This is a genomic window from Faecalibacillus sp. MSK20_93 (assembly GCF_020589945.1).
Taxonomy (GTDB): domain Bacteria; phylum Bacillota_I; class Bacilli_A; order Erysipelotrichales; family Coprobacillaceae; genus Faecalibacillus; species Faecalibacillus intestinalis.
The window spans coordinates 1-23302 of the sequence record NZ_JAJDKA010000028.1 but is presented as its reverse complement, the minus strand read 5'-3'; the positions used below and the strand labels follow the sequence as shown (position 1 = coordinate 23302).

Sequence of the window (23302 nt, the reverse complement as noted above, 5' to 3'; positions counted from 1 at the left end):
CATTTAACGATAACTTTTCAATCGTTAAATAATGTAGTAGATACGATTGACCATACGTACTTATCATATGTAAAAAGGGTAGACGTACTTGCAGTTATGTCGTTCCACATTGAAAATATTATAAGATTTGTGAAATCTTAGTGATTTCTTTTTCTTATATCAAGTTATACAAATAATTATTTGTCATATTATAAAGAGTGATTTACAATAAAAATAGGAGGAAAAAGGAAATGAAAGTATTATTAGTTAATGGAGGACCACATCCTAAAGGGTGTACAAATAGAGCGTTAGAAGAAGTAGAAAAGGCATTAAAGGAAGAAGGAATAGAAACATTGATTTATCATATTCCTAATGTTCCTTTACAAGATTGTATTGCTTGTAATACATGTGCGAAGGCAGGAAAATGTATTTTTGATGATTGTGTTAATGAATTTGTAGAAATGGCAAAAGATGCAGATGGCTTTATCTTTGGAACACCTGTTTATTATGCACATCCAACAGGTAAAATTCAAAGCTTTATGGATCGTGTTTTTTATAGTGCTAAATCTGCATTTGTTCATAAACCAGCAGCTGTGATTTCTTCATCAAGAAGAGCAGGAAGTGTCACAAGTATGGATGTTTTAAACAAGCATTTAAGTATTTCTGAAATGCCTATTGTCACATCAAACTATTGGAATGAAGTGCATGGACATACACCAAGTGATGTTGAACAAGATAGAGAGGGATTAGATACAATGTATGCTTTAGGTAAAAATATGGCTTGGATGTTAAAATGTATTGAAGCTGGTAAAAAAGCAGGAATTGAAGTTCCTCAAAATAAAAAGAGAACGACAAACTTTATTCGTTAAAATGAAAACACTGTATGTTTCTGATTTAGACGGTACGCTTTTAAATAGTCAACAACAAACATCAACTTATACTAATCAAACAATTGAAAAACTTGTTGATCAAGGAATGTTGTTTTCTTATGCAACCGCAAGATCTTATTATTCAGCCAAACCAGCAACCAAAGGCTTAAGTGCAAAAATTCCTTTGATTCTTTATAATGGCGCCTTTATTATTGATAATCAAAGCCAAGAAATTTTAGTATCTAATTTCTTTTTAAAAGAAGAAGTCAATGATTTAGCTCATTATTTTAATCAAAAAGACTTTTATCCTATTGTTTATGCTTTTATAAATGAACAAGAAAAATTTAGTTACATTTCTAGTAAATCAACGAAACAACAACTAGATTTTATAAGTACACGTAATGATAAAAGAAAAAATCCAGTTGAAAATAATCTCTTTCAAGGCGATGTTTTCTATGTTTCATGTATTGCTTCCAAAAAACAACTAGAAAGTTTTTATCATGATTTAAAAGATCGATATCAATGTTTATTTTCTAAAGATATTTATAGTCAAGATTGGTGGCTTGAAATCTTACCTAAAAAAGCAACCAAGGCGCATGCTATTTTACAATTAAAAGATTATTTAAAATGTGAGAAGGTTGTTGTGTTTGGCGATGGTTTAAATGATTTATCGATGTTTGAAATAGCGGATGAAAGCTATGCGGTAGAAAATGCCTGTAAAGAGCTTAAAGAAAAAGCAACAGGTGTTGTTGGTCGTCACGATCAAGATGCGGTAGCACGTTGGTTAGAAGAAAATTATAAGGATTAATATGAAAGATTTATATTATATTTTAATGTACAATAATTTAGGTAATACAAAGGAATGCAAAACACTTATTAAACATGGTTTGATCCAAGTGAATGGTGTTGTTGAAACCAATTGTAAAAGAAAGATCCAAGAAGAGGATGTTCTTATTTATCAGGGAAAAATGTTAAAGAGTCAACCATTTCATTATCTTATGCTCAATAAACCACAAGGTTATCTTTGTGCCAATAAAGATGAAAAGGAAAAATGTGTTGTTGATTTAATTGATTATCCAGATTGTTTTTGTTTAGGAAGATTAGATCGTGATACGACAGGACTTTTGATTCTTACTAATGATAAAAGTTTAAAGAAATTATTGTTACCACAAAATCATGTAGAGAAGACCTATCTTGTTGAAACAAAAGAAAGACTTAATAAGGAAGATCAAGAAGCTTTTAAAAGGGGAATCATCATTGATCAGAAGATTCAATGTTTACCAGCAAAACTTGAAATTATAGATGATTATCACGGGTATGTGACAATAGAAGAAGGAAAATATCATCAAATCAAAAAGATGTTTTTATCATTGAAGAATGAAGTTGTTTCTTTAAAAAGAATTTCATTTGATGAAATTCTTTTGGATGAAAACTTATCAGAAGGTATGTCACGTCCTTTAAATAAAGAAGAAAGAAATAAGCTCATAAAAAAAGCGGCTCAATATTGAGTCGCTTAAACTTTTTCTGTCGTTAAAATAACAATAACAGCACCGACGATCGATAAGATGACACCAGCAAGTAAAACATGTCCAACACCTAAAGCATCAAGCATAATTCCACCTGCGAAGTTTGCAAATACTCCTGATAAAGTCATTGAAGTTGTAACAAGCGATTGTCCTTTAACACGATCGGCAACAGCAATTTTTTCGTTAACATAATAAACAGAGGCTGGAACAAATAAAGCATAGGCAAACATTTGACATACTTGGGCAAGATAAATCATAATCATGTTTGTCGCAAAATATGTAAGTGCATGTTTTACACAGAACATTAAAATTGAAAATTTAATAAGTGTTCCACAATTAATTTTTTCAGACATCTTTGTAAAGAAAGCCATTGTTGGAAGTTCCAACATTGCTGCAACGAAAACAGCATTTCCCATATCAGCACTTGTTCCACCGATATTTGTAATAATTTGAATAAAGAAGTTATTGATAATTGTATGCGCAAAATAGACAAGTACAAAACCAACTAAAAATAAAATAAATTTTTTATATTTCATACAGAACTTACCAAAAGAAAGTTGTTCTGTTTCTTCTTGTTTTGTATCTTCTTTGACTACTTCTTTTTCATAACCTTTTGGTAAAACAAACATTTTAACAACAACAAATAATAAAGCTGTAAAAATAATATAGAATAGAGGTAAAATACCTGGTGAAAAACTTTCGACAACATGTCCTAAAACAAGAGAAGCGATTGCATAAGCTACAGAACCTAATCCACGAGCAAGACCATAGTTGATTTCAATACCATGTTGTTCAAAAACAAAGGCAAGAGAATTCATTAGGGGCATGATTGATGACATGATTGAAAAAATAGTAACTACTAAAAATAAAACAAATAAAGCACTTCCTGGAATTAAATAAAGAATTGCGGATAAAGCAATGACTAATAAAACAATTGGTGCAATGATATTTCGCATTTCAATATTTTTATGATTGTCTGCAAAAGAAGCAAGCATTGGTTGTAATATAACAGCGATAATACTTGAAAGGGCAAGAGCAATACCAATTTGTGAGTTTGTACATCCTTTATCTAATAAAAAGACAGAAGCATAACCCATCATAGAAGCAAAAGCAGCAAAGTAGAAAATTTGGCTACCAGCATACTTCAAGTTTAAACTACGATTTTTTTTCATAAACATTTCCTTCCTTAAATAATAATCATATTGTATGTTTTAATGAAATAACTTATCTATATTCTATCATAAAAAGAATAATTGTAAGCGCTTTTTTATATTATGAAAAAAAGGAGAATATTTTGACTTGCTTCGAAAGAAACTTATAATAGAAGTGGTGATAAAAAATGAAAGAAATAATAATTGTAACTGGAGCAAGTTCAGGTATGGGAAGAGAATTTACTATGCAAATTGAAAAGAAGTATCAAGTAGATGAAATATGGGTGATTGCTAGAAGAAAAGAAAGATTAGAATGTTTAAAGGAAAAACTACAAACAAAGGTAAAAATTTTTGCTTTAGATTTAACGCAAAAAGAATCTTTTGAAATTATTCAAGAAGCTTTATTTCAAGAAAAACCTAGAGTAAAAGCATTGATTAATTGTTCAGGATATGGAAAATTAGATCATTATGAAAATATGTCGTTAGAAACAATTGAAAATATGATGAATTTAAATATGCTGGCAGTTGTCAAAATGGTCAATACTGTTTTACCTTATATGCATAAAGAAAGTCACATTGTTAATTTTGCTTCATGTAGTGGATATATGCCAATTCCTTATTTAAATATTTATGCTGCTTCTAAAGCTTTTGTTCTTAATTATTCAAGGGCATTAAATGAAGAATTGAAGTATCGAGGGATTCATGTATTAGCTATTTGTCCTTATTGGGTTGAAACAGAATTTTTTGATCGTGCAGTTGAAAAAGATAAAAAGCCTGTGGTTATCCGTTATGGAAAAGTATATCAAGCAAAAGATGTTATTAAAAAAGCTATCAAAGATATGGAAAGTTCTAAGGATGTTTCTTTATATGGAACAATCAATCGAATACAAATTTTAGGAATGAAGGTTTTGCCACATCGTTTAGTTAAGAAAATTTGGATGATTTATCAAGAGTTAGATGGAACAAAAGAAATAAGATAAATTGTATTTAATTAAAAAAATCTTTAAAATTAGAGAATTTTTTATTAAAGTATGATAAGATACAAGTAATAATGAATATGAAGAGGTATGTGTGATGAAAAAATTTATTAGAGAAAATATTGATCATCAACCAATTGTTGATAATGTTTTTAAAATCGTAAGTTTAGCAAATGATGCAATTGCTAAAAAAGGAAAAGAAAATATTGTCAATGCGACAATTGGTTCATTATATGATGAAGATGGAAATTTAGTTGCATTAGATACCGTATTTAATACGTATAACAGTTTAGATAATAGAACAAAAGCAAAATATGCTTCTAGTTTTAGTGGAAATCCAAATTTTAGAAAACAAGTTTATAATTGGGTCGTACAAGACACAAAACTTGATTTATGTCATAGTGTTATTGGAACACCTGGAGGTTCAGGAGCCGTAAGTTCAACGATTTTAAATGTATTAGACGAAGGTCAAACTTTAATTATTCCTCATATTGCATGGGGTAACTATAAATCAATGGCAACGATTGCTAATTGTAAAGTACAAGCCTATCAAATGTTTGATGGAGATGCATTCAATACTACAAGCTTTAAAGAAACTTGTCGTGAAGTAATGGCAAGACAAGGTAAAGTTTTAGCGATTATCAATGACCCATGTCATAACCCAACAGGATATTCTATGACAGTTGAAGAATGGAATCAAGTGATTGATTTTTGTAATGAATTATCAAATGAAGGACCTGTTATTATCTTAGATGATATTGCTTATATTGACTATTCTTATAACTTAGAAAGATCAAGAGATTATATGAATGCATTTAATCGTATGAATGATCAAGTCATGATTGTTGTAGCGTTCTCTTGTTCTAAAACACTTACATCTTATGGTTTAAGATGTGGGGGTGCTGTTATTTTAGCAAGAAATCAAGAAGATGTTCGAGCACTTGAAATCTTAATGGAAAAACATGCAAGAGCTTCTTGGTCAAATATTCCTAATGCAGCAATGGAAAACTTTGTTAAAGTTACAACAGAACATAAAGATGAATTTAACGAAGAAAAAGGGAAATATGTTGATTTATTAAGACAAAGATGTGAAGTCTTTAAAAAAGAAGCAGATGAATGTGGTTTAACTTATTATCCATATAAAGAAGGTTTCTTTGTTACTTTAAAAGTAGAAGATGATGATTTATTAACACGATTCCATGAAGCAATGCTTGCTCAAGATATTTATACAATTAAAGTCAATAAAGGTATTCGTGTTGCTTTATGTTCTTTATCAGTAGAAAAATGCCAAGGACTTGCCTTTAAAATGAAAGAAATTTTAGATAGTTTAAAATAATCGGGGAAACCGGTTATTTTTTATGGAAAGAAGAAAGTATTTATTTAAAGGCAGAGTTCAAGGTGTTGGTTTTCGTTTTCGTTGCTTTTCTATCGCAAATGAATTAAAATTAACGGGGTTTGTAAAAAATGAATATGATGGTTCGGTTTCTATGGAAGTTCAAGGAGAAGGAATGCAAATAGAAAGAATGATTGAAAAGCTCTATCAACAACCATTTATTGAAATAGAACAAATCCATTATCATTTATTAAATATAAAAGAGTATGAAAAATCTTTTGAAATACGATATTAAGGAGGAACTATGAAAACAATTGCTATTGTAGCAACAGGTGGTACAATTGCTGGTACTGGAAAAAAAGGGAAAACTGCAGCATATCATGCAGGAGAAATTGATATTGATTCAATTATTGAAACAATTCCAGAAATCAATGAAGTGGCGCATATTAAAGAATATCAATTAATGAATATTGATAGTAATGAAATGACTCATGAAAAATGGTTGATCTTAAAAAATAATATTGAAGAAATTTTGTCGGATGATACGATTGATGGTGCGGTTGTTACTCATGGAACAGATACTTTAGATGAAACAGCTTATTTTTTAACTTTAACATTAAATACACCAAAACCTGTTGTTTTAACAGGAGCAATGCGTCCAGCAACAGCAACGAGTGCAGATGGTCCATTTAATCTTTATCAAGCTATTTGTTTAGCTTGTCATGGAGAATCTTATAACCGTGGGGTTCTTGCTTTATTTTCTAATACAATTTATTCAGGAAGAGATATTGAAAAAGTTAATAATTTTAAAATTGATGCCTTTGATCAAAGATCTCTTGGATGTTTAGGATATATGCAAGATCAAGAAGTCTATTTCTATACACAAACAAGTAAGATTCATACGATAAAATCACGTTTTAACAAACGTATTGATTCTATTAAAAGTGTAGCGATTGCTTTTTATTACAGTGGTGCGGATGCTAAAATCTTATATGATCTTGCAAGTGATCATGAAGGAATTGTTATTGCAGGGTCAGGAAGTGGAAATTATAGCCAAGCTTGGTTAAAAGCAATCGAAGAACTTTCTGAAAAGGGTACAATTTTTGTACGTTCTTCACGTATTTCACAAGGAATTGTTTTTGATGATGAAATCTTTGATCCACATCATTTATGTATTTCATCAAATACCTTATCGCCACAAAAAGCGAGAGTTTTATTAATGCTTGCTTTAACACAAACACATGATCGTGATGAAATAAGAGAAATCTTTTTACAATATTAGAAGGAGAAATCCTTCTTTTTTTAAACATGTATGAAAAGAAGATAGATTTATGGTACACTCTACTTGCAATAGAAATTTGTTAATTGGGCTGGTCGTAAGACCAGGGTCCCTCAATTTGCGGGTAAGACACCCGTTTTTTTTTTAGGAAAGAATAAATTTTGAGAGGCTTAAGTACAAAAATAATTTCAATGAAAAATATAAGAAGGAGAAAGAGTATGAAATTATATTATCCTGTCATTTTCTTAAAAGAAGATGATGGAAGATATTTGGTTTCATTTTCTGATGTTCCAGAAGCAATAATATGTGGGAATGATTTTGAAAATATTGATGTAAAAGAAACTGTTGTAAAGATTGAATTGAATTTAACTGGATTATATGACAAAAAAACTAATTTTATAATTATAAAAAAGAGTAATGAATCAGTAAAACTGAATCATTACTCTTTTACGTATACAGCAAAGTTTTTATCCTCACAATAAAAATCACCGTAACCATCTTCATTAATAAGAACTCTTTGATAACCATTAAAGACATTGACATAATAACAATGCCGATCTTCTTTACCAACATACATTGATTTTATACCACCAGTTGAATTCGTCATAATAATAACCATTGCTTTTGTTTCAGTATGTCTTGTCCAACCAATTAAATGAGGATGATCGAAATAATCTTCTTGATTTCCTTCGTTATATTGTTTTCTTAAAGAAAGGAGCTGTTGAAGCATTTCTTTTTTTGAAGAAACATTTTCATAATCAATACCTTCTAAATCACCATAGAAAACACAAGGATACCCTGCTTTTCTTAAAAGAGTTAAACAATAAGCATGTCCTTTAAACCAATCAGGAATGAAAGAAGCTAATGATTGACTTGGTTCCGTATCATGATTATCGACAAAGGTAACTGCATTTGAAGGATACATGGAAACAAGCGTTTGATCAAAAATATGAGAAAAATCATAATTTTCATTATGACTTGCATCGTAAAAATGATAGTGAAGAGGAACATCAAATAAAGACATTTCAAAATTGACTTCTTTTAAATACTTTTCTAAATGATACACATCTCCGTGCCAATACTCACCAACCGTAAATAATTCTTTATTAAAATCATGATATATTTTTGGCAAGAGGTTTTTATAAAAAGAAGCGGGAATATGTTTAACAGCATCGAGACGTAAGCCATTGATTTTAGTTAAATTTATATACCAATAAAGCCATGAGGTAACTTCTTGAACGGTTTCTTCATTTCCAAAATCTAAATCCGCTCCCATTAAATAATCATAATTGCCATTTTCATCATCGACTTCTTGATCCCAACTTTTTTGATCAAAAAGGAAAATGGTATTACGATGGGTCTTTTCATCATAATCAATCCCATCAAAATTATACCAATGCCAAATAAAATCAGAATATTTTTTATTTCTACCAGGAAAAGTAAAAAGAGTATAGACTTTAATTTGTTCATCACCAGAAATGATTTCATTAGTATTTTGACGATTGACTTCTTTTGCGTTAACAATTTCAGTACCGTCAGCGCCCATTTTATGATTTAAGACAATATCTCCATAAACATCAATTCCTGCTTTTTGAAAAGCTTGAATACACGCTAAATAATCCACTTTTGTTCCATATTTTGTTTCAATACTTCCTTTTTGATTAAATTCTCCCAAATCATAAAGATCATAAACACCATAACCATTATCATTGATGCCACCAACGCCTTTATAAGCAGGTGGTAACCAAATAGCTGAAAAACCCATTTCTTTATAAGATTTTACTTTTTCTTGAAGTTGTTTCCAAAGTTTTTCTTCAGGTTTTATATACCAATGAAACCCTTGTAATAAAACACCATTTTCCATTTTTTTCACCTCATTGAAACTATTATACATCATTTTATTTCATTTTCCTAAAAGATGCGGTAAAATAAAGAAAATTAGGGGGATTATATATATGTATGAATTAATATCAAACTTAATTCTTTATGGGAATTTACCAGAGGATGAAATTTTAGTACAACTTGCTAAGTTGTTATCAGATGATGAAAAATCAAATCATGAACTTCGTCAAGAAATTTACGGCCAAATAAAAAGATTATTAGAACTTGCAACTCAATATGGATTTAATGATCATTTATGGCATAATTATTTAACTTATTTATTAATGACAAATGAAAATCCATTTAGTATGACTTGTGAAAAACAAGGAGCAAGAGAAGGAACTGTTAATCATTTTGCTTTAAATGATTTTAAAGTATTTTATGATCTTTTCCATTATGATTTTAGGAGTATTGAAAAAGAATTAAATATTGATTGTTTTTCAACACTTGCTGATTATAAAGCTTTATCTAAACCAGAATTGATGTACAATAAGAATGTTTCTTTAAAAGTCCAAGAACTTTCTAAAAAATTAGAAGAAACAAAGAATGAACAAGAATTCTTTGATGTTGTAACGCAATTCTACAAAGATTATGGAGTAGGTATGTTTGGTTTAAATAAAGCTTTTAGAATTGCGACAAGTCATGAAAACTATGTAGAATTAAAACCAATTAATAATATGGATGAAGTTGTTTTAGATGATTTAGTTGGTTATGAAATTCAAAAGAAAAAGTTATTAGATAATACTGTAGCTTTTGTTGAAGGAAGAAAAGCAAATAATGTTTTACTTTATGGGGATAGTGGAACAGGTAAATCAACAAGTATTAAAGCAATTGTAAATGAATTTTATGATCAAGGTTTAAGAATGATTGAAATCTATAAACATCAGTTTAAAGATTTATCAAATATTATTGCGATGATTAAAAATAGAAATTATCGTTTCATTATCTATATGGATGATTTATCATTTGAAGAATTTGAAATTGAATATAAATTCTTAAAAGCAGTAATTGAAGGTGGGGTTGAAACAAAACCTGAAAATATTCTTATTTATGCAACAAGTAATAGAAGACATCTTATTAAAGAAAACTGGTCTGATCGTAATGATGTTGTTCAAGAAAATGGAATGCATCAATCAGATACCATGGAAGAAAAACTTTCATTAGTTAATCGTTTTGGAGTTAAAATCAATTATTCTAAACCAATGAAAAAAGAATTTAATCATATTGTTTTAGAATTAGCGCATAAAAATAATATAGAAATGGATGAAAAAGAACTTTTATTAGAAGCCAATAAATGGGAATTATCTCATGGTGGAACTTCAGGAAGAACTGCTCAACAATTTATCAATTATATTTTAGGATTGGAGAGATAAAAATGGATGCAATCGAAGCACTTACAACAAGAAGAAGTTGTCGTAGTTTTAAACAAGAACAAATTAAAAATGAAGAATTACAAATGATTTTAGCTTGTGGTTTAAATGCCCCTAGTGGTAAAAATAAACAATCAAGTAAAATTGTGGTTGTTCAAAATCAAGAAGAAATCAAAGAACTTTCAAAACTTAATGCGATTATTTTTGGAAAAGATGTTGATCCTTTTTATGGAGCACCAACAGTATGTTTTATCTTTGTCCCAAAAGATGAAAGTAATGGTATAAAAGATGGTTCATTAGTGATTGGTGCTATGCAAACAGGAGCTTATGCTTTAAATATAGGTTCTTGTTGGATCAATCGTTGTAAAGAAATGTTTGAGTTAGAAAAGGGACAACAATATCTTCAAAAATGGCATTTAGAAGATTATGTTGGTGTTGGTTGTTGTATTTTAGGATATGTTGAAAAAGCTTTACCTGAAAAGAAAATTTTAGAAAATCGTATTATTCAAGGATAGGAGAATGAATATGGATAACAAAACTTATGAATATGTTGAAGATCGTTCAATGACGATACAACAATACATTAACAATATTTTTAAATGGATGATTATAGGTGTTTTAACAACTTTTGTGACGGCTTTTGCTTTAGAAAAATCATCATTTATGTCTTATGCAGGAATGCTTCCTTTCATTTTAATTATTTTTCAATTTGCGGTTGTTATTGGTTTATCAAGACGTTTAATGACAATGAAACCAATTACGGCAAAAGTTCTTTATATGATCTATTCAGTCATTACTGGTGTGACATTTTCTTATGTTATTGCAAGCTATACTTCCTTTAGTGTTGCACTTGCTTTTTTAGTAGCAGCTATTTACTTTGGTGTGCTTGTTGTATTAGGAACAGTGATTAAAATGGATCTAACAAGAATTGGAACAATCTGTCTAGCAGGATTATTTGTTTATATTATTTTTTCAGTTATTGTGATGATTTTTCATTTAGGTGTGGGAACACTTATTATGCCACTTATTTCACTTGCATTATTTGCAGGAATTACGGCATATGATATGCAAAAATCATTACAACTTTATAATTATGCTTTATCTAATCCAGAAATGTTAGAAAAATTAAGTATTTATGGAGCATTTAATCTTTATTTAGACTTTGTTAATATCTTCTTAGATATTCTTCAATTATTAGGAGATAATAAATAACCAAAAGAGCGAAAGCTCTTTTTTTTAAATGCAAAATCGATTATAATGTCTTTTACACATAGGAGGGAATATGAAAAAACTAATTGGAAGTAAAGGATTTTATAAAATGGTTCTTGCGATTTGTATACCCATTGTTATTCAAAATGGTTTTACAAATCTTGCAAGTTTATTAGATAATATTATGATTGGACAATTAGGAACACTTTCTATGTCAGGAGTTTCTATTACTAATCAATTATTACAAGTATTTAATGTCACGATTTTTGGCGCTATGTCAGGTCCAGGAATCTTTATGGCACAGTTTTATGGAAAGAAAAATAAAGAAGGAGTGGAGAATTGTTTTAGGATCAAATTGATTATAGGAATTATAATTGCACTGCTAGCTATTTTTTTATTCTATACATTTGGACAACAATTGATTTCTTTATATTTAAATGATAATCCTCAAGATAGTTTAAAAACATTAAATTACGGGATGAATTATCTAAAAATTATGCTTGTTGGATTGATTCCTTTTGTGATTACACAAGTTTATTCATCATCACTTAGAGAAACAGGAAATACGATTTTACCAATGATTGCGAGTGTGGTCGCCGTGATTGTCAATTTCTGTATTAATTATATTTTGATCTTTGGACATTTTGGATTTCCACAATTAGGGGTTTCAGGCGCGGCGATTGGAACGGTTGTTTCTCGTGTGATTGAAATGAGTATTAATATTATAGGGGGTTCTCGAAATCTTTATTTAAAAGATGCTATTAAGATGGAGAAAGTTCCTTTTGATACAACTAAAGAAATGTTGAAAAGAGGATTACCTCTTTTATGTAATGAAATCTTATGGTCTATTTCTATTGCTTTGATTTCTCAAAGCTATTCTACAAGAGGACTTGTTGCTGTTGCAGCGATTAATATTACCACAACCGTTACTAATTTCTTTATGATTGTTTGTTATGCTATGGGAAATTCTATTTCAATTGTTGTTGGACAACAACTTGGTGCAGGTGAAATTGAAAGAGCGAAAGATTATGATTTGAAAATGGTGTTTATGAACTTTATCATGTGTTTTACGTTGGCTGTTGTTTTATTTAATGTTTCTATTTATATTCCACAAATTTATAACACATCTGTAGAAGTAAAAAATCTTGCAACATCTTTACTTAAAGTAGCAGCATGTATGCTACCTGTTATTTCTGTTTATTATAGTAGTTATTTTACTATGCGAGCAGGTGGAAAAACGTTTTTAACATTCTTATTTGATAGTGGTTATACATTTGTCTTTACTTTTATGGCTGCTTTATTACTAACAAGGCTAACAAGTCTACCAATTCTTATAATTTATATACTTGTTCAATGTGTTGATATTCCTAAGGCAACACTTGGTCTTATTCTTGTAAGAAAAGGAATATGGGTACATAATATTGTTAATGATTTATAGGGCTATTGTGTATGAATACACAATATGTTATCGTTCTTGTAGAAAGAACATGCTTTAGTTAGACATAAATCGGAGAACTAGAGCTTTAGTTGGATAAACAGAGAATTTTTCTCTGTTTTTTTATTATAAAAGCGAACTTGTTAAGTCCGCTTTAGATTTATCTTTTAACAATACGATAATAGGCCTTAGAAGTCATCAAATAAACAATCGTATAAATAATAATGAGACCTGCAATGCAACCAGTAGTTGAGATAAGATAAACGTTGTCATTACATTGTAATCCTTTTAAAATACGAAGGATTAAAGGATAGGCAAAGGCTAAATGAATGATGGCAACAATCAATGGAACAAAGAAGAAAATCAATACTTGGAATTGAATCGTCTGTTTAACTTCTTTTTGTGACATACCAACATTTTGTAAGATTTCAAATTTATTTTGATCTTCAAATCCTTCAGAAATTTGTTTATTATAAATAATTACGATTGCTGCTACTAAGAACATCATTGATAGAAAAATTCCAATAAATAATAATGAACCATATAATTCATAAATAACATCAATATCTTCATAACTATTTTGTATACTTACATAATATTTATTTCCTAAGTAATTATAATCTTTATGAATAATAGCAGTAGTTACTTCATCTACAACTTTTTTACTTGCATTAAAACCTATGAAATAACTTTTTGATTTAAGCTTATAGTTATTTAAAGCACTTTGATTGATTACTATTGAGATATTATTTGGAGCAAAACAATTATTTGCTTGAAGTTGACGATTTTTAATTTGTCCTTTTATAGTATAAGGAATATTCTCTAATGAAATGGTATGATCATTATAACCTTCATAACTATAAAGATAAGCTTCATTATTATTTAAAGATAAATTTTGATTAAAATAATGATTATAATCCTCCAAAGAAATAAGATTAATAGAAGCTAAATGATTATAGTCATAATCATTTAGATGTACTTTATTTTTCTTTAAACTTCCTGTGTAATTATAATAAGAAAGAGTGTAAAGAGAATCATATTTTTTATTTTTTAATAATCCTTTAACATCTTCATAGACTTGGTCTGGATAATCCGAATCAGTTACAGTAATAGTTCCATCCATGTAATATTGTCTTTTGATACTATCTTGAATACCCTTATATAAACAAATTGTTGAAGAAAGTGTCACTAAAACACAAGTACATAAAATACAAATATTAGCAAGACCAACAGCATTTTGTTTCATACGATATAAAAGACCTGAAATAGAAGTAAAGTGTGCTGGTTGATAATAAAAGTTTCTTCTTGATTTTAAAAACTTTAATAAAGCAATACTTCCTGCTGTAAATAAACAATACGTACCAATCATGACTAAAATAACAGCAACAAAGAATAAAACCATAGCTTGCATAGGATCGGTAATGGACAAAGCAATATAATAACCTGCACCTAAAGCAATAATCCCTAAAAGTGTTAAAAAGATTTTTGTTTTAGGTTCTTTTTCACCAATATTCTGTCCTTTTAAAAGTTCAATGGGATTACTTCTAACAACAACAGAAATATTATAAATAAGTGATAAAAAGAAAATAATACTGAAAATAATAATCGTTTTTATAAAAGCATCTATTGAAAAAATAAGAGAAAAATGAATACTTTTATGAATGATTCTTAAAATAATGACAGATGTAATTTGCGAAAGAAGCATTCCAATAACAATACCACTTACAAGAGAAATAAGAGCAATAACGATAGTTTCTAATAACATCATAGAACGTACATTTCTTTTTTCCATTCCTAATATATGATAAAGACTGATTTCTTTTTTTCGATTCTTTATCACAAAACTATTGGTATAAAATAAGAAAATCAAAGAGAAGAGGGCAATCACATAGCCTCCTAAATTTAAAAACATAGTAATTGAATCATGATCCTTTAAAGTAGGACTATTTCCTACAGTTTTAATAATGAAATAAAGGGCGATAGAGAAAATAGTAGAAATAAAGTAAGAACTATAAAGCTTTTTATTCTTTTTGATATTTCCTAAAGCCAATTTTAAATAAAATTTCATTTTATTGACCTCCCGAAAGAAGCATTGTTAGAGTATCGCTAATAGCTTGATACATTTCTTGATTAGACATATCTCCTTTATAAAGTTGATGGAAGATTTGTCCGTCTTTAATAAATAAGACACGACTGGCATAACTAGCTGCTTTACTACTATGAGTAACCATTAAAATTGTTTGTCCACTTTGATGAATTTGATCAAAAATAGATAAAAGTTGATCGGTTGATTTTGAATCAAGAGCACCTGTGGGTTCATCGGCTAAAATAATTTTAGGATGGGTAATTAAGGCTCTTGCAACCGCAACTCTTTGTTTTTGACCACCAGATATTTCGTAAGGATATTTTTCTAATAAATGATTAATTCCTAATGATCTTGCAAGTTTTTCTAGTTTTGGTTTCATTAAAGCATAGGGTTCTTTTGATAAAACAAGAGGTAAATAGATATTGTCAGCGACATTAAAAGTATCTAATAAGTTAAAATCTTGAAAAACAAAGCCAAGATTATCTCGTCTAAAAGCTGAAATATGTTTATCAGAGATTTTTGTAAGATCTTTTCCATCTAATAAAACCTCTCCACTTGTTGGTTTATCTAATGAAGCAAGAATATTTAAGAGTGTTGTTTTTCCACTTCCAGATTCACCCATAATGGCGATATATTCTCCTTCTTCAACGTCAAAAGAAACATCTTTTAAAGCTTCTACCTTTTGGCTTGAAAAACGCGTTGAATAAATTTTTTGTAAATGTTTAACGTTTAATAATGACATTTTTGTGTCCTCCTTTTTACATACTTATTGTATTCTACTTCTAAAATATGACCTATCGATTTATCTTACAAGTAAGTAAAATAATCTTACATTTTTGTAAGATTATTCAATAAATATTTCTTTTTTACTAAAATCAAGACAAACAGTTGTTCCTTGACCTACTTTTGATTCAATAGAAATCAAATGATCCAATTGATTAAAAATATTTTTACATAAATAAAGACCTAAACCACTGGCTTTTTTATCATTTCTTCCTTGAAAACCTGTAAATCCTTTTTCAAAAACACGTGGCAGATCACTTTCTTTAATACCAATACCACTGTCTTGAATATAAAGCTTTTCACCTTCATTATAAAAAGTAATACTTCCTTCTTTCGTATATTTTAAAGCATTAGAAAGAACTTGTTCAATGACAAAACCACTCCATTTTTCATCTGTTAAGATTTGTAGGTCTTTAATTTGATAATCTACTTTTAAATTTTTTTGAAAGAAAAAGAGTGATTGTTTTTTGATTTCTTGACTAACAAGATGATCTAAAGAAACTTTTTGAAAAGAAAGATCATGGTGAATAGAATCTAAACGTACATATTGTAAAGCCATATTAACATATTGTTCTATTTTTAAAAGTTCTACAAGCATTTTTTTATCTGGGTAATCATTTTGAATGATGAGTTTTAATCCAGCAATAGGAGTTTTGATTTGATGGACCCATTTTGTATAATAATCTATCGTGTTATTGTATTTTTGTTGATTTTCTTGTTTAAGTTGAAATATCTTTTTTTGTAATATTTGAAGCATTTCTTGATACGTTTTTTCTTCAAGATAGCTTTCTTGAGGTAAATTATCAAACAATTCAGGATTGTCTTTTAAATAAATCAAATATTGATGATGTTGTCTGTATTTTCTATAATCAAGTAAAAAATAAAGAAGGATGATAGAAAAATAGAGACTTAACATATAAATAATTAAATCTGAAATCATTTGACATATCATTAAAACAACAAAAGTACATAAGACAAACAACAAATAAAGAAGATAGACGGGATATGTTTTCTTTAAATAGTCTTTAAACATAATAAATAACCTAAGCCTTTCTTAGTATGAATAAAATCATGTAAACCAATATCTTCTAATTTTTTTCTTAAACGATTCATATTAACACTTAAAGTATTATCATCAATAAATTGGTGATCATCCCATAAATGATTCATTAAATCAATACGAGAAACAATCACTTCCGCATGTTCAAATAAATATTCTAAGATTTTTAATTCATTTTTAGTTAGAATAAGTTCCTTTTGTTGATAAGTAATTTTTCCAGCTAAAATATCTAAATGAACATCTTGATAAGTTAACAAATGAAAATCTTTAGAAAAACTATAAGTTCTTCTAAGAATCGCTTGTAATTTAGCTTGTACAACCTGTAAATCAAAAGGTTTATTAATAAAATCATCACCACCCATATTCATTGCTAAAACAATATTCATATTTTCATTAGCGGAAGAAATAAAAACAATAGGGACTTGTGAGATTTTCCGAATTTCTTGACACCAATAATAACCATCAAAAAAAGGAAGATGGATATCTAATAAAACAAGATCAGGTTGAAACTCTAAAAATTCATCTAAAACATGTTCAAAATCTTCTATATATTGAACATCATAATGATATTTTTCAAAATGTTTTTGTAAGCCTTTTGCGATAATAAAATCATCTTCAACAATTAATAATTTATACATAAGATCACCTTCTTCTAATATTATATAGAAAATCATGCAATTCGTCATCTTACATTTCTGTAAGATATGTTATAATGAAAAGCGATTGGGGGATATAAAAATGATTTTTGAATATGATGAAAATAATTTAGACAAATTTGAAAACTTTAAAGGTGGCGAAAAATACATTGAAGCAAAAATGTATTTTGATGGTTTGAATCGTTTTATGATTGGACATATTCCAACTGGTGGAAGTGTTGGAGAACATGTTCATGAAACAAACAGTGAGGTGATTTATGTCATCTCTGGTAATGGTTATGTTATTTATGATGGACAAAGAGAAGAACTTCATAAAGGAAGTGTTCATTATTGTCCTAAAGGTCATAAACATACAATGGTCAATGATCATGAAGAAGACCTTGTTTATTTCGCAGTTGTACCTGAACAATAATTCTTGATTATTATCAAGAATTTTAATTTTTGGATGAAAAAATGTATAAAAAAAAAGAGGTGAGGACGATGGATTCTTTTTTAAAAGAGATTGATACAGAGCTTTTAAAGAGATGGCTGTTGAATCAAAATGAAGATGATTGGGATGTCAAAGAAGTAAATGATAATATTGTGATTGAAACAAAATATGGTTTAGGATTCATTAATTTTTATCCTGATTGTATTATTGAACTCGATGTTGAAAATAAGATGACTAAAGAAAAAGTCTTCTTTATTCATTTTCAAATGAATAATTTTCATCACGCTTTAGGTTTACTTTATGACATGCGTCTTTGTTTACAAAGGTTGACAACTTCTAAAAAAACAAAAGTACTTCTTTCGTGTACAAGTGGACTTACTACAGGTTTCTTTGCGGAAAAATTAAATGAGGGTGTACAGCTTCTAAATAAAGATTTTGAATTTAATGCTGTTTCTTATGGGAATCTTTATGACATGGCGAAAGATTATGATGTTATTCTACTAGCACCACAGGTATCATTTCGTTTATCTGAAGTAGAAGGAGTCTTAAAAAATAAGCGTGTTTATGCTTTATCACCTGCATTATTTGGAAAATATGATGTGGGAAATACGATTACTTTTTTAGAAGATGAACTTTATAAAGAAAAAGAAGTTCAAAGTCAACAAGAAAATCCTTTACCTATTAAACAAATGTTGAAAGCTCATCAACAAGTTTTAGCACTTGCTTTTATTCAATTAGATCAAAAAGTAAGACTTGTAAGTCGTCTTTATGATGAAAACAATATGATTTTAGAAGATTTTGAAGTCTATAAAAACACTATTTCAGTCGATGATATTGTTGATTTAATTAATACGATTTTATATGGATATCCTGATATAGAACTCATTAGTCTTTCACTACCTGGGGTTGTTTATAATGGGGTAGTAACTTTAAAAAAATATGGCTTGAATGAATGTCATTTACAAGCTTTTCTTGAAGAAAAATATAGTCAAAAGATTGTCATTAATAATGATGTTAATACAATTGTGATGGGATATTTTGCTTCACAAGATGACTATGAATCTGTTTCATTCCTTTATCAAGCACGTATTGGTGGAACGGGAGGAGTAGGACATATTCATAGAGGACATTTAATTAAAGGAAGGCATAATATTGCGGGTGAAATTCAGTATTTACCGATTTCTTTTAGTGAGAATTATCAAGAAATCAAAAAAACTCCAGAAGGAGCTCTTGAATGGACAATGAAGTATTGTTTAGGGATTACTTCGATGGTGGCACCGGATGCAATCATTATTTATAATCGGTTGATTTCTAAAAGTGATGATGTAAAAAAAGAAATGGAAAAATATATGCCAAAGAGTTATATCCCTGATTTGATTAAGATTGAAAGCTTAAAGGAATATATGTTGATTGGATGTATTTTATTAGGGTTAAAAGAAATGTAAGAGGTATCTTTGAAAAAAGATATCTTTTTTATATTTATTTTTGGCAACTGTCTTGTCAGGTGTAAACAAAAGGAGTATACTCTCCTCGAGAAAAGGGAGAAGTTATATGGATAATATAGGAAAAATTAAAAAGTTAAAAGAAGAAAAAAATGCGATTATTTTAGCACATTATTATGTAGATGAAGAAGTGCAAAAGATTGCTGATTATATTGGAGATTCATTTTATCTTGCTAAAGTTGCAAGTCAAACAGAAGCTGATCGTATTGTTTTTGCGGGTGTTGAATTTATGGGGGAAAGTGCCAAAATCTTAAATCCAAATAAAAAGGTTTTAATGCCTGATGCCTTTGCGGATTGTCCAATGGCACATATGATTACAATTAAAGAAATTAAAGAAATGAGAGAAAAATATGATGATTTAGCAGTTGTTTGTTATATTAATTCGACAGCTGAAATCAAACAATATGCGGATGTCTGTGTGACATCTTCAAATGCGATAAAAATCGTTAAAGCATTACCACAAAAAAATATTTTCTTTATACCAGATCAAAACTTAGGAGATTTTGTAAGAAGACAAGTCCCTGAAAAAAATGTGATGACAAATTATGGACATTGTCCTCGTCATACCAATATTACTTTGGATAAATTAAATGAAGTGAAACAAAAATATCCAGAGGCTAAAATTGCAGTGCATCCAGAATGTAAAAGAGAAATCGTTGAAGCTGCTGATTTTGTAGGAAGTACTTCTGCCATTATTGATTATGTTGTTCAAACAGAAGCGAAAGATTTTATTATTGGGACAGTAGATGGTGTTTTTGCGAAAATCAAAGAATTAGCACCAAATAAAAATTTACACACTATTATGGATGTACAAGTTTGTCCAAATATGAAAAAAGTGACATTAGAAAAAATCGTTGATGTTTTAGAAAATGATACAAATGAAGTGATTTTAAATGATGACTTTATGCAAAAAGCATTAAGTCCACTTAAAAAAATGTTAGAACTTGCAAAATAGGAGTAGAATATGAAAACAGATGTATTAATAGTAGGAAGTGGATGTTCAGCCCTTTATATGGCTTTACATTTACCAGAAGATTTAAATATTTTAATGGTTACTAAAAAAGAAGCGGAATTAAGTGATTCATTTTTAGCACAAGGTGGAATCTGTATGCTTAGAAATGAAGATGACTATGATAGTTATTTTGAAGATACGATGAAAGCAGGTCATTATGAAAATGATGCTTATTCAGTTGAATTAATGATTAAATCATCACCAGATGTTATTCAAGATTTAATTAATTATGGGGTTGATTTTGAAAGAAATGAAGACGGAAGCCTTGCTTTTACAAGAGAAGGGGCTCATAGCCAAAAACGTATCCTTTATCATGAAGATATTACAGGTAAAGAAATTACGAGACATTTATTAGAAAAAGTAAGACAAAAAAAGAATGTGACACTTTTAGAAAATACACCTCTTGTTGATTTAATTGTTCGAGGAAATGTTGCTTTAGGTGGTGTGATTAAAAGAAATAATCAAGAAGAAAAAGTTTATGCTAAAAAAGTTGTTTTAGCGACAGGAGGAATCGGTGGACTTTATAAACATTCTACAAATTATCCTCATTTAACTGGAGACGGCATTGAACTTTCTAAAAAATATCAAATCGAACTTAAAAACTTAGATTATGTACAAATTCATCCAACAACTTTATATACAACAGATCATGAAAGAAGTTTTTTGATTTCTGAATCTGTTCGTGGTGAAGGAGCTATTCTTTTAGATAAAAATGGAAATCGTTTTGTCAATGAACTTCTTCCAAGAGATGTTGTGGCAGAAGCTATTTTTAAACAAATGGAAAAAGATCAAACAGATTATGTTTATGAAGATTTAAGACCAATTGGTAAAGAAGAAATCGAAAGTCATTTTCCTCACATTGTTGAACATTGTAAAGAAAAAGGATATGACGTTTTTGAAGAACCTATTCCTGTTGTACCTGCACAACATTATTTCATGGGTGGTATTAAAGTAGACTATGATAGTCATACCAGTATGAAACATTTATATGCTATTGGAGAAACAGCATGTAATGGTGTTCATGGAAAAAATAGACTTGCAAGTAATTCACTTTTAGAAAGTCTTGTTTTTGCTAAACGTGCTGCCAAACGTATTGAAAAAAGTTTAAAGGAGAGAGCTCATTATATGTTTGATCAAACAACTTTAAAATTAAATGTAGACCCACTTATTATCAGTGCTTTAAAAGAAGATATTACTAGTGAAGATGTTTCTACAAATAGTGTTATGCCTTTTTCTAAAACAGGTGTCGTTGATTTAATTTGTAAAGAAGATGGTATTATTTGTGGATTACAAATATTTGAACGTACTTTTGAATTATTAGATGAAGCGTGTGATGTTGAATTTTTTGCAAGTGATGGCGACCATGTAGAAAAAGGGCAACTTTTAGGACGTGTCAAAGGGGATGTTCGTATTTTATTAAGTGGAGAACGTGTTGCTTTAAATTATTTACAAAGAATGAGTGGAATTGCCACTTACACAGCGAATGTTCAAAAATATTTAAAAGATTCTTCTATTCGTTTATTAGATACTCGTAAGACAACACCAAATAATCGTATTTTTGAAAAATATGCAGTAAGAGTTGGTGGTGGACATAATCATCGATATAATTTAAGTGATGGTGTCTTATTAAAAGATAATCATATTGGTGCTGCTGGTGGAGTCAAAGAAGCCATTATGCTTGCTAAAGAATATGCACCATTTGTTAGAAAAATTGAAATTGAAGTAGAAAATATGGAAATGGTCAAAGAAGCAGTAGAAGCAGGGGCAGACATTATCATGCTAGATAATATGGATGATGATATGTTAAAAGAAGCTATTGCTTATATTGATCATCGTGCTGAAATTGAAGTTTCAGGAAATGTCACAAAAGAAAACATTGCAAGACTTACAAATTTAGGAGTAGATTATGTTTCAAGTGGTGCTCTAACACATTCTGCACCAATATTAGACCTTTCATTGAAGAATTTACATGTGCTATAATATCAATTAAGGAGGGCGAGTTATGGATGGAAATAAAAGAAGACAAGCCATTATTGATATTTTAAAAAACAGTTTACAACCTGTATCAGGAACATATTTAGCGAAAACCCTCCAAGTAAGTCGACAAGTCATTGTTCAAGACATTGCTTTACTTCGTGCTGGTGATTATGATATTTATTCAACACATAAAGGATATGTTTTAAATACACAAAAAGTTTGTAAACGTATTTTTAAGGTACATCATGATGATAATGAAGTAGAAAAAGAACTTTCTTTAATTGTTGACTTAGGTGGTTATGTTGAAGATGTCTTTGTTTATCATAAAGTTTATAATATTGTAAAAGCAACATTAAATATTGCCTCAAGAAGAGATATTAAAAATTATATGACAAATCTACAAACAGGACATTCAAGCTTACTAAAAAATGTCACATCAGGATATCATTATCATACAGTTCATGCAGACAATGAAGAAATTCTCGATGAAATTCAAGAAGAACTTCAAAAAGCTGGATTTCTTGCACAGTTACAAGAATATGAACCTGTTGATTTTTGGAAAGATAAATAAAATAAAAAGCGTCAATAGTTGTGTAGTGCACTGAAATAGTTGGACTATAAAATTTAAGATAGGGATTGTTGTCTATAAGCTAATGGACTCAATCCTTTTCTTTTTACATTGATTCTTTTCTCATTTTGACACTCCCCATGTCTAAAGACAGGGGATTCTTGCTACCTGCCAACATTGTTGGCTGACCAGTTCATTTCTGATAGGTCGCAGTGCAAG

23 protein-coding genes and 1 pseudogene are annotated in these 23302 nt (G+C 29.1%); 17 read left to right on the top strand and 7 right to left on the bottom strand.

The window, feature by feature from the left end; translation table 11 throughout:
* Window positions 1-230 precede the first annotated feature (230 nt).
* The 3 genes from LJD34_RS09340 to LJD34_RS09330 are packed head-to-tail and all read left to right on the top strand — an operon-like array spanning window position 231 to window position 2356.
* Window positions 231-848, top strand: coding sequence for a flavodoxin family protein (locus tag LJD34_RS09340; RefSeq protein WP_147579580.1), 618 nt, complete (start codon window positions 231-233; stop codon window positions 846-848).
* Window position 849: 1 nt separating this feature from the next.
* Window positions 850-1656, top strand: coding sequence for an HAD family hydrolase (locus LJD34_RS09335; protein WP_227359721.1), 807 nt, complete (start codon window positions 850-852; stop codon window positions 1654-1656).
* A gap of 1 nt (window position 1657) precedes the next feature.
* Window positions 1658-2356, top strand: coding sequence for a pseudouridine synthase (locus LJD34_RS09330; RefSeq protein WP_227359720.1), 699 nt, complete (start codon window positions 1658-1660; stop codon window positions 2354-2356).
* Window positions 2357-2361: 5 nt separating this feature from the next.
* Here LJD34_RS09330 and LJD34_RS09325 read toward each other — a convergent pair whose 3' ends face one another.
* Entirely contained in the window at window positions 2362-3546 is a 1185-nt protein-coding gene (locus LJD34_RS09325) for an MFS transporter (RefSeq protein WP_117849692.1), read from the bottom strand.
* Between the two features lie 167 nt (window positions 3547-3713).
* On the opposite strand from LJD34_RS09325, the gene LJD34_RS09320 reads away from it, so the two are divergent.
* The 5 genes from LJD34_RS09320 (at window position 3714) to LJD34_RS09300 (ending at window position 7596) form a co-directional block, all read left to right on the top strand.
* Window positions 3714-4505 (top strand): SDR family NAD(P)-dependent oxidoreductase, encoded by a 792-nt coding sequence (locus LJD34_RS09320; protein WP_227359719.1) that lies wholly within the window; start codon window positions 3714-3716, stop codon window positions 4503-4505.
* A 94-nt stretch (window positions 4506-4599) separates the two neighbouring features.
* Window positions 4600-5838 carry an aminotransferase class I/II-fold pyridoxal phosphate-dependent enzyme gene (locus LJD34_RS09315; protein ID WP_227359718.1) on the top strand — a complete coding sequence of 413 codons (1239 nt, stop codon included), beginning with the start codon at window positions 4600-4602 and terminating at the stop codon, window positions 5836-5838.
* A gap of 22 nt (window positions 5839-5860) precedes the next feature.
* Window positions 5861-6130, top strand: a complete 270-nt coding sequence (locus tag LJD34_RS09310) for an acylphosphatase (RefSeq protein WP_032090427.1) — start codon at window positions 5861-5863, stop codon at window positions 6128-6130.
* A 9-nt stretch (window positions 6131-6139) separates the two neighbouring features.
* Complete coding sequence (locus LJD34_RS09305; RefSeq protein ID WP_032090426.1) at window positions 6140-7117, top strand: asparaginase; 978 nt, start codon at window positions 6140-6142, stop codon at window positions 7115-7117.
* Between the two features lie 215 nt (window positions 7118-7332).
* Entirely contained in the window at window positions 7333-7596 is a 264-nt protein-coding gene (locus tag LJD34_RS09300) for a type II toxin-antitoxin system HicB family antitoxin (RefSeq protein ID WP_032090423.1), read from the top strand.
* Here the strand turns inward: LJD34_RS09300 and LJD34_RS09295 are convergent.
* Entirely contained in the window at window positions 7554-8978 is a 1425-nt protein-coding gene (locus tag LJD34_RS09295) for an alpha-amylase (RefSeq protein ID WP_227359717.1), read from the bottom strand. The genes LJD34_RS09300 and LJD34_RS09295 overlap by 43 nt on opposite strands.
* A 91-nt stretch (window positions 8979-9069) precedes the next feature.
* On the opposite strand from LJD34_RS09295, the gene LJD34_RS09290 reads away from it, so the two are divergent.
* From LJD34_RS09290 to LJD34_RS09275, 4 genes are all read left to right on the top strand, one after another.
* Window positions 9070-10368, top strand: coding sequence for an ATP-binding protein (locus LJD34_RS09290; RefSeq protein WP_227359716.1), 1299 nt, complete (start codon window positions 9070-9072; stop codon window positions 10366-10368).
* Window positions 10369-10370: 2 nt separating this feature from the next.
* Window positions 10371-10880: a nitroreductase family protein gene (locus LJD34_RS09285; protein WP_118469618.1), complete on the top strand. Its 510-nt coding sequence runs from the start codon at window positions 10371-10373 to the stop codon at window positions 10878-10880.
* 10 nt (window positions 10881-10890) lie between these two features.
* On the top strand, window positions 10891-11577 hold the full coding sequence (locus LJD34_RS09280; protein ID WP_227359715.1) for a Bax inhibitor-1/YccA family protein: 687 nt from the start codon (window positions 10891-10893) through the stop codon (window positions 11575-11577).
* A gap of 70 nt (window positions 11578-11647) precedes the next feature.
* Complete coding sequence (locus LJD34_RS09275) at window positions 11648-13012, top strand: MATE family efflux transporter (RefSeq protein ID WP_227359714.1); 1365 nt, start codon at window positions 11648-11650, stop codon at window positions 13010-13012.
* A gap of 157 nt (window positions 13013-13169) precedes the next feature.
* Here the strand turns inward: LJD34_RS09275 and LJD34_RS09270 are convergent, their stop codons facing one another.
* From LJD34_RS09270 to LJD34_RS09255, 4 genes are all read right to left on the bottom strand, one after another.
* Window positions 13170-15077, bottom strand: coding sequence for an FtsX-like permease family protein (locus tag LJD34_RS09270; RefSeq protein WP_227359713.1), 1908 nt, complete (start codon window positions 15075-15077; stop codon window positions 13170-13172).
* Window position 15078: 1 nt separating this feature from the next.
* Window positions 15079-15837, bottom strand: coding sequence for an ABC transporter ATP-binding protein (locus LJD34_RS09265; RefSeq protein WP_032090416.1), 759 nt, complete (start codon window positions 15835-15837; stop codon window positions 15079-15081).
* A 102-nt stretch (window positions 15838-15939) separates the two neighbouring features.
* Window positions 15940-16911 (bottom strand): sensor histidine kinase, encoded by a 972-nt coding sequence (locus tag LJD34_RS09260; protein ID WP_032090415.1) that lies wholly within the window; start codon window positions 16909-16911, stop codon window positions 15940-15942.
* Window positions 16893-17576: a response regulator transcription factor gene (locus tag LJD34_RS09255; RefSeq protein WP_022002798.1), complete on the bottom strand. Its 684-nt coding sequence runs from the start codon at window positions 17574-17576 to the stop codon at window positions 16893-16895. The genes LJD34_RS09260 and LJD34_RS09255 overlap by 19 nt, the downstream gene beginning before the upstream one ends.
* Before the next feature lie 100 nt (window positions 17577-17676).
* Here LJD34_RS09255 and LJD34_RS09250 point away from each other — a divergent pair, with 100 nt between their 5' ends.
* From LJD34_RS09250 to LJD34_RS09230, 5 genes are all read left to right on the top strand, one after another.
* Window positions 17677-18006: a cupin domain-containing protein gene (locus LJD34_RS09250; protein ID WP_022002797.1), complete on the top strand. Its 330-nt coding sequence runs from the start codon at window positions 17677-17679 to the stop codon at window positions 18004-18006.
* A gap of 68 nt (window positions 18007-18074) precedes the next feature.
* Window positions 18075-19469, top strand: coding sequence for an ROK family protein (locus LJD34_RS09245; protein ID WP_175301013.1), 1395 nt, complete (start codon window positions 18075-18077; stop codon window positions 19467-19469).
* Between the two features lie 106 nt (window positions 19470-19575).
* Window positions 19576-20481 (top strand): quinolinate synthase NadA, encoded by a 906-nt coding sequence (gene nadA, locus LJD34_RS09240; protein ID WP_227359712.1) that lies wholly within the window; start codon window positions 19576-19578, stop codon window positions 20479-20481.
* 9 nt (window positions 20482-20490) lie between these two features.
* Window positions 20491-22518: an L-aspartate oxidase gene (locus LJD34_RS09235; protein ID WP_227359711.1), complete on the top strand. Its 2028-nt coding sequence runs from the start codon at window positions 20491-20493 to the stop codon at window positions 22516-22518.
* A gap of 22 nt (window positions 22519-22540) precedes the next feature.
* Window positions 22541-23086 carry a transcription repressor NadR gene (locus tag LJD34_RS09230; protein ID WP_032090410.1) on the top strand — a complete coding sequence of 182 codons (546 nt, stop codon included), beginning with the start codon at window positions 22541-22543 and terminating at the stop codon, window positions 23084-23086.
* A 53-nt stretch (window positions 23087-23139) separates the two neighbouring features.
* Here LJD34_RS09230 and LJD34_RS16805 read toward each other — a convergent pair.
* Window positions 23140-23208, bottom strand: a pseudogene (locus tag LJD34_RS16805) (IS3 family transposase); the annotation flags it as partial.
* Window positions 23209-23302 lie beyond the last annotated feature (94 nt).